The 12,323-nt window shown below is 68.8% G+C and carries 11 protein-coding genes; 4 read left to right on the top strand and 7 right to left on the bottom strand.

The features are described 5' to 3' along the window. Window positions 1-7 precede the first annotated feature (7 nt). Both MAA8898_RS13500 and MAA8898_RS13505 read left to right on the top strand, forming a co-directional pair. Window positions 8-772 carry a PaaX family transcriptional regulator C-terminal domain-containing protein gene (locus tag MAA8898_RS13500; RefSeq protein WP_094021559.1) on the top strand — a complete coding sequence of 255 codons (765 nt, stop codon included), beginning with the start codon at window positions 8-10 and terminating at the stop codon, window positions 770-772. 92 nt (window positions 773-864) lie between these two features. Beyond that, window positions 865-1,461: a TetR/AcrR family transcriptional regulator gene (locus MAA8898_RS13505; protein ID WP_094021560.1), complete on the top strand. Its 597-nt coding sequence runs from the start codon at window positions 865-867 to the stop codon at window positions 1,459-1,461. A 323-nt stretch (window positions 1,462-1,784) separates the two neighbouring features. On the opposite strand, the gene MAA8898_RS13510 is transcribed toward MAA8898_RS13505, so the two are convergent. The 6 genes from MAA8898_RS13510 to secD all read right to left on the bottom strand — a co-directional run bounded on the left by MAA8898_RS13510 (window position 1,785) and on the right by secD (window position 8,589). Further along, complete coding sequence (locus tag MAA8898_RS13510) at window positions 1,785-2,096, bottom strand: MocE family 2Fe-2S type ferredoxin (RefSeq protein WP_094021561.1); 312 nt, start codon at window positions 2,094-2,096, stop codon at window positions 1,785-1,787. 132 nt (window positions 2,097-2,228) lie between these two features. Next, on the bottom strand, window positions 2,229-3,188 hold the full coding sequence (locus tag MAA8898_RS13515; protein WP_094021562.1) for a sugar phosphate isomerase/epimerase family protein: 960 nt from the start codon (window positions 3,186-3,188) through the stop codon (window positions 2,229-2,231). Then, window positions 3,185-4,189, bottom strand: coding sequence for a Gfo/Idh/MocA family oxidoreductase (locus MAA8898_RS13520; protein WP_094021563.1), 1,005 nt, complete (start codon window positions 4,187-4,189; stop codon window positions 3,185-3,187). The genes MAA8898_RS13515 and MAA8898_RS13520 overlap by 4 nt, the downstream gene beginning before the upstream one ends. 121 nt (window positions 4,190-4,310) lie before the next feature. Continuing rightward, complete coding sequence (locus tag MAA8898_RS13525) at window positions 4,311-5,384, bottom strand: tartrate dehydrogenase (protein ID WP_094021564.1); 1,074 nt, start codon at window positions 5,382-5,384, stop codon at window positions 4,311-4,313. Window positions 5,385-5,597: 213 nt separating this feature from the next. After that, a complete protein-coding gene (locus tag MAA8898_RS13530) occupies window positions 5,598-5,996 on the bottom strand; it encodes a hypothetical protein (protein ID WP_094021565.1) in 399 nt (132 codons plus the stop codon). 49 nt (window positions 5,997-6,045) lie between these two features. Beyond that, a complete protein-coding gene (gene secD, locus MAA8898_RS13535; protein ID WP_094021566.1) occupies window positions 6,046-8,589 on the bottom strand; it encodes a protein translocase subunit SecD in 2,544 nt (847 codons plus the stop codon). A 429-nt stretch (window positions 8,590-9,018) separates the two neighbouring features. Here secD and MAA8898_RS13540 point away from each other — a divergent pair, with 429 nt between their 5' ends. Together MAA8898_RS13540 and MAA8898_RS13545 are read left to right on the top strand one after the other, a co-directional pair. Then, window positions 9,019-9,654, top strand: coding sequence for an exopolysaccharide biosynthesis protein (locus MAA8898_RS13540; protein WP_094021567.1), 636 nt, complete (start codon window positions 9,019-9,021; stop codon window positions 9,652-9,654). A gap of 63 nt (window positions 9,655-9,717) precedes the next feature. Beyond that, window positions 9,718-10,704: a calcium/sodium antiporter gene (locus MAA8898_RS13545; protein WP_094021568.1), complete on the top strand. Its 987-nt coding sequence runs from the start codon at window positions 9,718-9,720 to the stop codon at window positions 10,702-10,704. A gap of 19 nt (window positions 10,705-10,723) precedes the next feature. On the opposite strand, the gene MAA8898_RS13550 is transcribed toward MAA8898_RS13545, so the two are convergent. Then, on the bottom strand, window positions 10,724-12,319 hold the full coding sequence (locus MAA8898_RS13550) for a gamma-glutamyltransferase family protein (protein WP_094021569.1): 1,596 nt from the start codon (window positions 12,317-12,319) through the stop codon (window positions 10,724-10,726). Window positions 12,320-12,323 lie beyond the last annotated feature (4 nt).

Here is a 12,323-nt window from a genome sequence, read left to right on the forward strand (position 1 = left end):
GAGGACGATGGAAGACCGGGCATTCGACGCGCTGGTAGTGGACCTGAGGGGGGCGGACCTGCCGCGGGTCTGGTCGCTGCTGGTCACGGTGTTTGGTGACCTTGCGCAGGACGGGGCCGCGATCCCGGCGGCCGTGCTGGGGCAGATCGTGGCGCCCATCGGCGTGCGCCCCGAGGCGATGCGCGTCGCCCTGCACCGGCTGAAAAAGGACGGCTGGATCGACAGCCAGCGCAGCGGGCGCACCAGCCTTTACCGGCTGTCGGCGCAGGGACGGGCGCAGACGGTCGCGGCCAGCCCGCGCATCTACGCCAGCGAACCGCCCGCGCGCGAGGCCTGGCTGGTGCTGACCGATCCCGCCGCGCCGCAACCCGGGGCAGAGTCGGACCTGTGGCTGACCCCGCACATGCGGCTGTCCTCAGGCTCACCGGCAGGCGCGGAGGCCTTTGCCACCCGGCTCGACCCAGACGCCCCGCTGCCCGGCTGGATGACCGCGCGGGTCTGTGATGCGGGGGTCGTCGCCCTGTCTGCGGACCTCGAGACGCGGCTATTCCGGCTACAGGACCGGCTGCCCGCGGACCTGACGGCGACCCAGGCGGCGATCCTGCGCGTGCTCATCGTGCACGGCTGGCGGCGCATCGTATTGAAGACGCCGCAGCTGCCGGATCACGTCTTTCCAGCCGCCTGGCAAGGACCGGCCTGCCGCGCGCGGGTGGCGACCCTGCTGGAGCGCCTGCCGCGCCATTCGCCCGAGGCGCTGTCCCTGGCCGCCTGAAGCCCTTGCGATATTGTCACTGACCATCCGGTCAGCTAATTTCATCCCAAGCCGCCGTAGGTGGCCCCGGCCGCAGGCAGAAAGGACCGGAATTGGCACGCCCCATCGCCAAGGATCACGATGAGAAACGCGCGCAGATCCTCAACTGCGCGGCGCAGGTCTTTGCCGCCGAAGGCTATGACCGCGCCTCGATGAACCAGGTCGCGGCGGGCTGCGGCATCTCCAAGGCGAATATCTACCACTATTACGCGGGCAAGGACGCGCTGCTGTTCGACCTGCTGGACAACTACCTGCGCACGCTGCGGGACCGGGTCTGCAGCGCGCCACGGCCGGGCGCCTCGGCCGAAGAGCGGCTGCTGGACACCGTGCGCGCGGTGCTGCGCGCCTACCAGGGCGCGGACGATCATCACAAGGTGCAGATCTCCAGCCTGGAGTCGCTGCCGGAAGACCGGCAAAAGGTGCTGCGCGCCTACCAGCGCGAGATGGTGGCGCACCTGTCCGCCATCCTGCGCGAGATCGCGCCAGATCCCCTGGCGCAGGACAAGCCCAGGCTGCGTGCCGCCACCATGTCGGTGTTTGGCATGCTGAACTGGTACTACATGTGGAACGCGGGCGCCGATGGCACCGCACGTGAAGACTATGCCCAGCTGGTCACGAACCTGACGCTGCACGGGTTGCGCGGCATCTGAAGGCGACGTTTTCCGAAGGTGCAGGCCGCCCGAAACGCCTCCGGCGCGGTTTCAGGGTCACCCTTGGCAAGGGCCTCCATCCCCACCGGCCCCTCATACCCCATGCCGGCCAGGTCCAGGGGCCGACGCCATAGCCATAGCCAAAGCCAGGCTGCTACAGCCGGCAGGCGCACCAGGCGATGGATGTGTCCTGCCTGAGCAATGCGGCGCAGCCGGCAAGCGGGCAGACTTGGCTTGTCGCCCTGATGCGCCGTCCCGGGCTTGACCCGGGACCTCCTGTCCGGAACGTGAGGCTCCGGATCAGGTGCGGGGCAGCATGTCGGTCAGAGCTGCACGAACACCCGGCCGTCTTCGACCCTGGTGGGGTAGGTGCGCAGGTTCTCGCAGGCGGGAGGCGTTTCCACCTCGCCGGTGCGGCAGTCGAAGATCGACGAATGTTTCGGGCATTCGATGGTCGCCTCGACCACCAGTCCGTCGCTCAGGTGCACCGCCTCGTGGGTGCACAGCCCGTCGGTGCAGTAATAGCCGTCCTGATGGTCGCGCACGATGATGAAGGTGCGGGTGCCGTGATCAAAACGGATCACGTCCTCGGCGTCGATGTCGCCTGCGGCGCAGGCGTCGATCCAAGTCGGCATGATGTCCTCCTGTCCTGGCTCCGGTGGTGCCACCGCTGGCCGCTTCGGGTTTGGCGGGTGGCTGGCCGGAGTATCCATGCTCCTCACCGCAGCTGGAAGCCCGGGCGATGAGGCGATTGCATCAGGGCGGCCTCAGATCTCCTGCGGTTTGAAGTCGGCGGGGGCGGCGGGCATGACGCCCTTCAGAAGGGCGACGGATTTCTCCAGCCCTTCGAGCGAGTTGAGCAGCACGTCCTCGTGTTCAATCGACAGCCAGCCATCGTAACCCGCCAACTTGAGCCGGTAGCAGAACTGCCGCCACCACTCTTCGCCATGACCGAACCCCAGCGTGACATAGCTCCACGACCGCCCCGGAATATCCAGCAGCGAGCCGTTCTCCAGCAGCGATGTCGTGGCCTGCACCGGCGCGTTCAGCAGCGTGTCCTTGGCGTGAACGTGGTAGATCGCGTCACCCAGCGCCTCGGCCGCGGCCAGCGGGTCCGCGCCCATCCAGAACAGGTGCGACGGGTCGAGGTTGGCGCCCACGACCGGCCCCACCATCTCGCGCAGTTTCAGCAGCGAGGGCACGTTGTAGACGCATTGGTTGCCGTGCAGTTCCAGCGCGATCCGGCGCACGCCGCTGTCGCGCGCCACCGCTGCGACGCCCTCCCAGAAAGGCAGCAGCACCTCGTCCCACTGAAAGCGCAGGATCTCCTGCGTTTCCGGCGGCCAGCTGGAGATCACCCAGTTGGGCATGCTGTCGCCCTGCGCGCCGGCGGGCAGGCCGGACATGGTGCAGACCTTGGCGATGCCCAACTCGCCGGCCAGCCGGATTGTGTCGAGCAGGCAGTCGGCCTGGCTGCGGTCTTTCGGGTGCAGCGGGTTGCCGTTGGCGTTCAGCGCGATGATCTCCAGCCCGCGGTCGTCAAAGGCGGCACGGAAGGCGCGGCGCGCCTCGGCGCTGGCGGTCAGCGTGGCCAGGTCGCAATGCGGCGCGGTGGACCAGCCGCCGGTGTTGACCTCGACACCGGAGACCCCCAGCCGGACCGCATGGTCCAGCATCGCTTCGAAGGACAGCCCGCCCAGGCTGTCGGATACAAATCCCAGTTTCATGCGTAGAACTCCGGTCTTTCGATCATGGTTACGGCGGTCTTGCGCCCGGTTTGCAGGGCCTCCACGCCGGCCTCGGCGACGCGCGCCGCGCAGTAGCCGTCCCAGCAGTCGGAGGCGATCTGCGGGAAAATGCCGGTCTCGGCAAAGCGGACAAACGCGCGGTTCTGGCGCACGTAGGCCTCATGATAGCGGCCGCGCCAGTCGCTGTCGTAGCGCGTGGCGCTGGACAGGTTCAGGTCCGCGCGGGTGTAGGCGACCGGGGTCATGCTGACCGACCCGGCCTCGCCCACCAGTTCGGCACGGATGTCATAGCCGTAGGCGGCGTTGTTGTTGACCTCGACGGTCACCAGCTGGCCGCCGTCGGTCTCCAGCACCATGACGACGGGGGCGACGACATCGTCCGACCGGCGCGGCTGCCAGGCCGAGATGGCGGTGTACTCGACGTCGAGCACGTGGCGCACCACGTCGAATTCATGCGGCGCCGAATTGGTGATTGCCATGGCGCCGGTGAAGGCGGCATTGGGCGTCGCCAGGTTGCGGTGAAAGTTGTGCATCATCAGCGCCCGGCCCAGCGTGCCGGCGTCCAGTGCGGCCTTCATCTCGACGTAAGACTGGTCGTAGCGGCGCATGAAGCCGACCTGGACGAACCGCGCGCCGGCGGCCGCTTCGGCCTCCATGACGGTCAGGCACTCGGCCGAGGACTGCGACAGCGGCTTTTCGCAGAGCACCCGCTTGCCCGCCGCGATGCAGGCCAGAGACAGCGGCGCATGGGTGAAGTCCGGGCTGGCGACGATGACGGCATCCACGTCCGCCCGGGCGATCACCGCCTGCGGATCGCTTGCCGCGTCCGCGGCGCCCAGCTGATCCGCGACGGCACGCGCGCGCGCCGCGTCCATGTCGCAGACCACCTGGAGCACCGCCCCCGGCAGATCCTGCGCCACGATCGCCGCGTGGTCCGCCCCCATGATCCCCGCGCCGATCACGGCAATCCGAATGCTCATCTCTCTGTCTCCTGCGGCTGTGTCCGAACAGACAAATCCCTTGCGCAGAGCGCAAGGTCAAAGACGGTGAGATGGTTATCCTGATGTGAATCGCCTCAAGCCGCGGCTGGAGTCCACCGTTTCAGAGGTTTTCGCCCCGGATCGCGTCACAGACCGCGTCTGTGACCTGTTGCGTCGTGGCCGTCCCGCCGACGTCGGGCGTCAGGATGCCATCGGCGCAGATCTTCTCGACCGCGCGCATCAGGCGCCGGGCGGCGTCCGGTTCGCCGAGGTGTTCCAGCATCTGGGAGGCGGTCCAGAAGGTCGCCACCGGGTTGGCGATGCCCTTGCCGGTGATGTCGAAGGCCGAGCCGTGGATCGGCTCGAACATCGAGGGATACCGGCGCTCCGGGTCGATGTTGGCGGTGGGGGCGACGCCCAGCGAACCGGCCAGCGCGCCGGCCAGGTCCGACAGAATGTCGGCGTGCAGGTTGGTGGCAACGATGGTGTCGAGGCTGCGCGGCGCCTTGACCATGCGCACGGTCATGGCATCCACCAGCATCTTGTCCCAGGTGACGTCCGGGAATTCCCGTGACACCTCGGCGGCGATCTCGTCCCACATCACCATGCCGTGGCGCTGGGCGTTCGACTTGGTCACCACGGTCAGCAGCTTGCGCGGCCGCGCCTGCGCGAGGCGGAATGCATAGCGCATGATCCGCGTCACACCGGCGCGGGTGAAGATGGCGACTTCGGTGCCGACCTCCTCGGGAAAGCCCCTGTGCGCACGGCCGCCGTGGCCGGAGTATTCGCCCTCGGAATTCTCGCGGACGATGACCCAGTCCAGGTCGCCGGCGCCGACCCCGGCCAGCGGCGAGGTGATGCCGGGCAGGATCCGGGTCGGGCGGACGTTGGCGTATTGGTCAAAGCCCTGGCAGATCGGCAGGCGCAGGCCCCAGAGGGTGACGTGGTCAGGCACATCGGGCGCGCCCACGGCGCCAAAGAAGATCGCGTCGAAGACCCGCAGTTGCTCCGGCCCGTCCTCGGGCATCAGCACGCCGGTCCGCTTGTACCGCTCCGACCCCCAGTCGAACGATGTCACCTCCAGCGCAAAGCCGCCGTCCCGGCGTTGCAGCGCCTCGAGCGCCTGCAACCCGGCGGCGATGACTTCGGGGCCGATGCCGTCGGCGGGAATGGCGGCGATCTTGTAGGTCTTCATGGGGCGGGTCCGTTCCTGATCGGTCAAGGGGGTCCCTGTCGGGACCTGACCGTTCCTTAGCCGATCCGCCCGGCCCGCCGCCAGCCCCGCGCCATGGCCCGTCCCCGGACCGTTTGCGAAAGGACAAGCCACGGGTCGGGCGCAGCGCGCCGAACCGAAGGGCAGGGGCAGGCCGCGCGCGCCATGGCGGGCGGCCCGTTGGTGTGCAAGGTCTCAGGCCACCTTGCGCATCTTGCCGCCCGAGGGGCGCGGCGTGACCGGGCGCGGCTTCAGCGGGGTCACGTTGTTCGGCTTGACGGCGGTGCGCGGCGTCGCCCGGACGGTTGCGACAAAGATCATGACGGTCGCCACCACGGCGGCCAGGCTGCCCAGGTCGAACCCGGCCGACAGCAGCGCCTGAAGGCTCAGCCCGCCGGAAACGACCTGCCACATCGCGGCGGCGGTTGCAGAGGCGGCCAGCGGGAAGACCCCGGTCAGCACGGACAGCAGGATCATCTCGATCATCTCGCTGCGCAGCCAGCTTTTCTGCGGCGAAAGGATGTTGCAGTAGTAGATCGCGCAGGTGAGACCCAGCGCGAGGAGACTGGATGAGAGGGCGGCAGAGTGGAGCATGTCAGATCTCTCTGGTGAAACCCTGCGAACACCGCAGGGCGGAACGGGGTCAGGGGGCCACGCCGTCAGGGGGCAGCGTGTCATTGGACGTCGACGCCTGCCGCGCCCGCCAGTCGCCCAGCAGCAACAGGATCGGCGCGGCGATGAAGACCGACGATCCCGCGGCGATCACGATGCCGAAGACCATCGGAATGGCAAAGCTCTGCACCGCCACCCCGCCCCAGATCGCCATCGGCAGCATCGCGGCCAGCGCGGTGGCCGAGGTGTAGAGCGAACGCGCCAGCGTCTGGTTGATCGACAAGTCGATCAGGTCGCGCAGGGGCATCATGGGGTGCAGGGCGATGTTCTCGCGCATCCGGTCGTAGACCACCACCTTGTCGTTGACCGAGTAGCCGATCAGCGTCAGCAGCGCGGCGACGGCTGTCAGGCCAAAGTCCAGCCCGGTGAGCGAGAAGAAGCCAACCGTCTTGGTCACGTCCAGCACCAGCGTGACGATGGCACCCACGGCAAAGGGCCAGTCGAAGCGCGCCCAGATGTAGGCCAGCATGGCCAGGCTGGCGGCGACCACGGCCAGGATGCCGGCGACGGCCAGTTCGGCGCTGACGCGCGGGCCCACCATCTCGACCCGCTCGAAACGGACGTCCGGCACATCGGCGGCGATGGCGGTGTGCAGGTGGTCGGCAGTCAGTCCCTGCGCCGCCTCGCCGCCGGGCTGGGTTTCGACACGGATCAGCACGCCGTGACCTTCCTCGGCGGCTTGCAGCGAGATGTCGCCAAGGCGCAGCGCCTCGACCGTCGTGCGCAGCTGGGCGATGTCCGGGGGCGTGTCGAAATGCGCCTCGATCAGAGTGCCGCCGCGGAAATCGACGCCGTAGTTCAGCCCCGGCGTGACGAACAGCACCACCGAGGCGATGGACAGCACTATGGACAGGGCCAGCCCGACAAAGCGCATCCGCATGAAGCGGAAGTTCGGCACGGGCCGGTCACGCAGCGCGCCCAGCGGCGAGCGGATGACAAAGACCCGCGGCTTGCGCAGCCGCAGAACGATGTCCATCGCCGAGCGCACCACGGTGACCGAGGTGAACAGCGAGATCAGGATGCCGAGGCCCATTGTCACGGCGAATCCCTTGACCGGACCCGAGCCGAGCCAGAACAGCAGCCCGGTGGCGATCAGCGATGTCAGGTTCGAATCGAGGATCGCCCGGTAGGCGCGGTCAAAGCCCGCCTGCACCGCCGAGGCGGCCTTTTTCCCGCGCGCGGTTTCCTCGCGGATGCGTTCGTTGATCAGCACGTTGGCGTCCACCGCCAGCCCCATGCCCAGGATCAGCCCGGCGATGCCCGGCAAGGTCAGCGTGGCGCCCAGCACGGTCAGCGCGGCGATGGTCAGCATCACGTTCAACAGCAGCGCCCCGGTGGCGACCAGGCCCCAGCCGCCATAGAGCAGGATCATCACAGAGGCCACGAGGCCAAAGCCCGCCACCCCGGTCCAGAGCCCGCCGGCGATGGCATCGGCGCCCAGGTCGGCGCCCACGGTGCGTTCCTCGATCACCTGCAACGGCACCGGCAGCGCGCCCGCCCGCAGCAGCGCGGCCAGTTGCGTCGTCTGCTCGACCGTGAAGCTGCCGCTGATTGCGCCGGAACCGCCCATGATCGGCTTGTGCACGACGGGGGCGCTCAGCACCTGCCCGTCGAGGACGATGGCAAAGGGTTTGCCGGACAGTTCCCTGGTCAGTTGGCCAAAGACAACGGCGCCCTCGGCGTCAAAGCGGAAATCGACCACCGGCTCGCCGGTTTTGGGGTTGTAGCGCGCCTCGGCATCGACAAGGCTTTCGCCGCGCAGCGCCACGCGCGTCTCGACCACGAGGGTGGTGGCGCCATCGGCCATCGGCAGCCGCACCGTGCCGGGCGCCAGCGGCGCATCCGGGCCGGGATCGGCCGCCACGCGGTGAAAGCTCAGCGCGGCGGTGCTGCCCAGCAGCGTCCGCAGGCCCGCCGGATCGGTCACACCGGGCATCTGCACCAGGATCCGGTCATGCCCCAGCATCTGGATCGAGGGTTCCGCGACGCCGGCCTCGTCCACCCGCTTGCGCACCACTTCGACACTGTGGGCCATGGCATCGGCCTGCGCCGCGTCCAGCGCCACGTCGCGCAACGTCAGGCTCAGCCCGCCGTTGCCGTCCTCGGTCACCGAAAACACCGGCTCGGCGCGGGCAAGCGCTGAGCGTCGGAACGTCGGGCGCGCGGCCTCGATGGTGGCGCGCAGCGCTTCGTAGGACATGTCGGGGTCCGGCGGCTGCACCAGCAGGGCGCGGTCGTCGACCACGACCCGGACAGGCAGGCCGTCCTGTGCCAGCGCCTCGGTCAGCGCGTCGCGGGCCTGGGCCACCATGCCGGCGGCGAGCGCATCCTCGTCGGCGCGCAGGGTCAGCGAGGCGCCGCCGCGCAGGTCCAGCCCCAGAGCCACGGGTGTCGACGGCAACCACGCCGGAAAGACCCGGGTGAGGTCACGGGGCAGGAAACTGGGCAGCGCAACGGCAATCCCGACAAGGATCACAACGGCATAGGCGGCTAAACGCCAGACAGGAGACTTCAAGGCCAGACCTCTTGTGCCCCGCATGGTCCGGGGCGCGACGACCGTCCGTCGAAGGCGGCAAGACGCGACCGCACAGGGGCGGCCGTGGATGGTCTGCGGCGGGCGCATCTTAAATCCGCTATTGCGAAATCCTCGTCAATGGGGCGCCGCAATTATTATTCCCGCGTGGCCGGGATTGTATTCCGCCGGCCGCATCCCATTTGCTTGACGCCCCCGGTCGGCCTGCGTGTGCGCGGCATCCGGGCGGGCCCTGCGAAACGCGTTTGCAGGGGCCTATTGTCGGAGCATCAGCTTGGAATCGTTGCGGATACGCCCCACCGGACCCGCCCCCGCAGAAGGATGGTCGCAGCCTGTCCGCGGGGATCGGCAGAAAGGTGCTCATGACACCGCGACTTTCGGCACCAAGGCCGAGTCGGGGGTCCGCGACACATGACGCTGGCGAATGCGGCAGAGGCGATGCTGTCCCGCCAGCCGGGGCGACGATTGTCCGAAGTGCTGTGCGATCTCGAAGCGGGCGAGGGGACGCGGGTGTCGGTCGGCGACATCGTGGGCGCGCTGCGCGACCGCAGCTTTGCGCCGCTCATGGTGATCTTTGCCGCGCCCAACGTGTTCCTGTTCATCCCCGGCTCGTCGGTCTTTACCGCGCTGCCGCTGATGGTGCTGGCGATCCAGCTGATGATCGGCCGGCCCGATGCCTGGCTGCCGCGCTTCGTCGCCGTCCGGTCCATCGAGCGGACCTCCTTCAGCCGGATCGTGACCGTCAGCGTGCCCTACGTGCGGCGGATCGAACGGCTGGCCCGCCCGCGCTGGTGGCCGACCTCGTTCCTGCTGGCCGAGCGGGTGATCGGCGCATGTACCTTTGCGCTGGCGCTTGTCCTGTTCCTGCCGATCCCGTTTGCCAACGGCCTGCCGGCGCTGTCGATCATCATGATGGCGCTGGGCCTGAGCGAGCGCGACGGCTTCTGGCTGGCGGGCGGGCTGTTCCTGACGCTGGTCTCGACGGTCTTCGTGATCGGCATGGTGTCGGTCGGGGCCTTTGCCATCTTTGAATGGGTGCTGCCATGATGCAGCGTCTCCCTTGCCCGCTGTCCCCGATCCCCGGGGCAGCCTTACCCGAAAGTCCTTCACATGACTGAGATCTGGCTTCCGCTGCTCGGTGGCCTCGTGTTCCTTGTCCTCGGTGGCGATCTGCTGGTGCGGGGCGCCGTGCAGGTGGCCAGCAGGCTGGGTGTGTCGCCGCTGGTGATCGGGCTGACGCTGGTCGGCTTCGGCACCTCGACGCCGGAACTGGTGACCTCGGTGCAGGCGGCGTTGATCGGCGCGCCCGGCATCGCCTTTGGCAACATTGTCGGCTCCAACCTTGCCAACATCCTGCTGATCGTGGGCGTTTCGGCGCTGCTGTTCCCGATCGCGGTGAGTTCGGCCGCGTTGCGGCGCGACGGCATGGTGATGATCGCCGTCGCGGTGATCTTTGCCGTCGTCGCGGCGCTGATGCCGATGCAGCGCTGGGTCGGCGCGGTCTTTGTCCTGGCGCTGGCGGGGTACATCTACACCGCCTTCCGCCAGGAACGGCAGACCACCGCCCCGGCGGACCATGGCGCGGTCTACGACAAGAGCGCCGCGGTGCAGGCCGTCGATCCGGCGACCGTGCCCGTGGCCGAGGCGCAGGGGTCGTTGCTCAAGCCGTTGCTGATCACCCTGGCCGGGCTGGTGCTGGTGATCCTGGGCGGCACCCTGCTGGTGAATGGGGCGGTCACGCTGGCGCGGTCCTTCGGCATCTCGGAGACGGTGATCGGGCTGACCATCGTCGCCATCGGCACCTCGCTGCCGGAACTGGTGACCTCGGTCATGGCGGCGCTGCGGCGCCAGGCCGACGTGGCCTTTGGCAACATCGTCGGGTCCAACATCTACAACATCCTCGGGATCGGCGGGGCGACCGCGCTGATCGCACCCAGCGAGGTGCCCGCCGAGATCGTCAGCTTTGACAACCTCGTGATGGTGGGCGTGTCGCTTCTGCTGGTGCTGTTCGCCTGGACCGGCCTGCGGATCGCCCGCTGGGAGGGGGCCGCGCTGCTGGCGGGCTATATCGCCTACGTCTACATCATCTGGCCGTGACCGGGGCGGGCGCGTGGGGTCAGAACCCCACGGCCTGCCCATCCTTGCGCGGCTCGGACCCGGCGGCATAGGCGCCGCTCTCCAGCCGGGCGATCAGCTGCGCGCCGCCAAAGCCAAAGGCATTGTCCGGCGCCTCCAGCGTCAGGTCGTGGCCCATGCCGCGCAGGGTATCCAGCGTCTCGGCCGGCAGCGTCGTCTCGCAGGCCACGTTCAGCCCCTGCGTGATGCGCCAGCGCGGCGCATCGGCGGCCATCTGCGGGTCCTGCCCCCAAAGCTGGGTGCGCAGCGTCATCTGGAGGTGGCCCTGCGCCTGCATCGGCCCGCCCATCACGCCAAAGCTCATCAGCGGCGCGTCACCCTTCATCAGGAAGGCGGGGATGATCGTGTGATAGGGCCGCTTGCCCGGGGCGACGACGTTCTGGCTGTCGGGGTTCAGCGAGAAACCCGCGCCGCGGTTTTGCAGGCTGATCCCGGTGCCCGGCACCACCACGCCCGATCCGAAACCGGCATAATTCGACTGGATGAAGGACACCATCATGCCCGAGGCGTCGGCAGCGGTCAGGTAGACCGTGCCGCCCGCCTTCGGCGCGCCGGCCTTGAAGTCGGTGGCTTTGGTCGAGTCGATCAGCCTGGCCCGGTCGGCCAGGTAGCCGGGGTCCAGCATGTCGGCCGGCGTGACCCTGGTCATGTGGGCAATGTCGGCGACATAGGCCTCGGTGTCGCGCAGCGCCAGCTTCATCGCCTCGATCTGGAGGTGGAAGGCCAGCGGGTCGTCGGCGTCGAGGTCGCGCAGCGCGGTGTGCGACAGCAGGCCCAGCGCCACCAGCGCGGCAATGCCCTGGCCGTTGGGCGGGATCTCGTGCAGGGTCACGTCGTCAAAGGACTGGCTGAGGGTGCCGCACCAGTCCGCCTTGTGCGCCGCCATGTCCGAGACGCGCAGCGCGGCATCGTGCTGGCGGGCGAAGGCCTCGATTTCCTCGGCCAGCACGCCCTCGTAGAAGGCCTTGCCGCGGGTTTCTGCGATCAGGCGCAGGCTGCGAGCGTGGCCGGGGCTGCGAAAGATCTCGCCGGCGCGCGGCGCGCGGCCGCCGGGCAGGAAGGTCTCGGCAAAGCCGGGCATCCCGCCCAATTGGTCCGCGGCACGACCCCAGAGCGTGGCGATCACCGGCGAGACGGGAAAGCCCTCTTCGGCGTAGCGGATCGCCGGTTCGAACAGGGTCTCGAACGGCAGCTTGCCAAAACGCTTGGACAGGTAGACCCAGGACGACACCGCGCCGGGCACGGTGACGCTTTCCCAGCCGCGGAAATCCATCGCGTCCTTGCCGGCAAAGCGGTCCGGCGTCCAGCCCGCCGGGGCGCGCCCCGAGGCGTTGAGCCCGTGCAGTTCCTGCCCGTCCCAGAGGATCGCAAAGGCGTCCGAGCCGATGCCGTTGCCCGAAGGCTCGACCAAAGTCAGCGTGATCGCCGTGGCCACCGCTGCGTCGACGGCGTTGCCGCCGCGCGCCAGCATCGACAGCCCGGCCTGGGCGGCCAGCGGCTGGCTGGTGCTGACGATGTTGCGGGCCACCAGGGCCGAGCGGCGGGAAGGATAGGGGTGATTTGCGCGCAGGTGCATGGGC

It is taken from the genome of Antarctobacter aquimaris (genome assembly GCF_900184945.1).
GTDB classification, from domain to species: Bacteria; Pseudomonadota; Alphaproteobacteria; order Rhodobacterales; family Rhodobacteraceae; genus Maliponia; species Maliponia aquimaris.

What these genes read in the sequence shown, in the direction of transcription:
- MAA8898_RS13500 (WP_094021559.1), top strand. Translation starts at nt 8, where the DNA reads ATGGAAGACCGGGCATTCGACGCGCTGGTAGTGGACCTGAGGGGGGCG.
- MAA8898_RS13545 (WP_094021568.1), top strand. Translation starts at nt 9,718, where the DNA reads ATGACTGAGATCTGGCTTCCGCTGCTCGGTGGCCTCGTGTTCCTTGTC.
- MAA8898_RS13540 (WP_094021567.1), top strand. Translation starts at nt 9,019, where the DNA reads ATGACGCTGGCGAATGCGGCAGAGGCGATGCTGTCCCGCCAGCCGGGG.
- MAA8898_RS13515 (WP_094021562.1), bottom strand. Translation starts at nt 3,188, where the DNA reads ATGAAACTGGGATTTGTATCCGACAGCCTGGGCGGGCTGTCCTTCGAA.
- MAA8898_RS13520 (WP_094021563.1), bottom strand. Translation starts at nt 4,189, where the DNA reads ATGAGCATTCGGATTGCCGTGATCGGCGCGGGGATCATGGGGGCGGAC.
- MAA8898_RS13530 (WP_094021565.1), bottom strand. Translation starts at nt 5,996, where the DNA reads ATGCTCCACTCTGCCGCCCTCTCATCCAGTCTCCTCGCGCTGGGTCTC.
- MAA8898_RS13525 (WP_094021564.1), bottom strand. Translation starts at nt 5,384, where the DNA reads ATGAAGACCTACAAGATCGCCGCCATTCCCGCCGACGGCATCGGCCCC.
- MAA8898_RS13550 (WP_094021569.1), bottom strand. Translation starts at nt 12,319, where the DNA reads ATGCACCTGCGCGCAAATCACCCCTATCCTTCCCGCCGCTCGGCCCTG.
- MAA8898_RS13510 (WP_094021561.1), bottom strand. Translation starts at nt 2,096, where the DNA reads ATGCCGACTTGGATCGACGCCTGCGCCGCAGGCGACATCGACGCCGAG.